Annotated in this window: 2 protein-coding genes; both read right to left on the reverse strand. The window is 65.1% G+C overall.

The features are described 5' to 3' along the window. Window positions 1-617: class III extradiol dioxygenase subunit beta (locus JQK15_RS27730; RefSeq protein ID WP_214869646.1), on the reverse strand; the 617-nt coding region annotated here is incomplete at its 3' end. Then, the coding region (ligA, locus tag JQK15_RS27735) for a protocatechuate 4,5-dioxygenase subunit alpha (RefSeq protein WP_214869648.1) at window positions 617-889 on the reverse strand (273 nt) is incomplete at its 5' end. The genes JQK15_RS27730 and ligA, both read right to left, overlap by 1 nt.

Consider the following 889-nt stretch of genomic DNA (forward strand, 5'->3'; position numbering starts at 1 on the left):
TCGGCATTGATGAGGCCGGCGCGCGGCCCCTGAAGCTGGTGGCTCATGCCGCCCGTGCCCCAGATCTGCACGTTGAGATCCTCGGGGAAGCTCTCAACCGCGCGGGCGATCGCCTCGCCCAGTCGCCAGCAGCGATTGCCCGATGGCGGCGGATAGGTGACGACATTGACCGCCACCGGGATCACCCGGCACGGCCAGGCGTCGGGCTGGCCGAACATCAGGCTCAACGGCACGGTCAGGCCATGGTCGACATCCATCTCGTTGATGATGGTCATGTCGAATTCGTCGAGGATCAGGCTCTGGGCGATGTGCCAGGCCAGGTCCGGCTCGCCGATCACATCGGGCACCGGGCGCGGCCCCCAGCCCTCGTCGGCCGGCTTGTAGCGTTCGCCACAGCCGATCGCGAAGGTCGGGATGATCTTCATGTCGAAGGCGGAGGCATGGTCATTATAGACCAGGATCACGACATCGGGCTTTTCCTGCGCGATCCATTGCCGCGACCAGTCATAGCCGGCGAACAGCGGTTGCCAATAAGGCTCGGCGGTCTTGCCCAGATCCATGGCAGCGCCGATGGCGGGCACATGGCTGGTGGCGACACCGGCAGTGATGCGGGCCATCAGCGTTTCTCCTTGATGGAGCGGACACCCTGAGGCGAGCGGCCGCCGGCGATCATCATCGCCTGATAGTCTTCCGGGCTCATCCCGGTCATGGTGCCGACCGCCTGCAGGAAGCTGAGGCCGTCGGTCGAGAACACCTTGGCGAGGAAATAGATGTTCCCGCCCAGGTCCAGGCAGCGATTATAGTCGCGGTCCAGGATCGCCTGTTTCTGCGCCTCGGTCATCGGCCATTCGTCGATATAGGCGCGCTCGCCGGCCAGCCAGCGGACGCG

The sequence above is a fragment of the Sphingobium sp. BHU LFT2 genome (genome assembly GCF_018604485.1).
GTDB classification, from domain to species: Bacteria; Pseudomonadota; Alphaproteobacteria; order Sphingomonadales; family Sphingomonadaceae; genus Sphingobium; species Sphingobium yanoikuyae_A.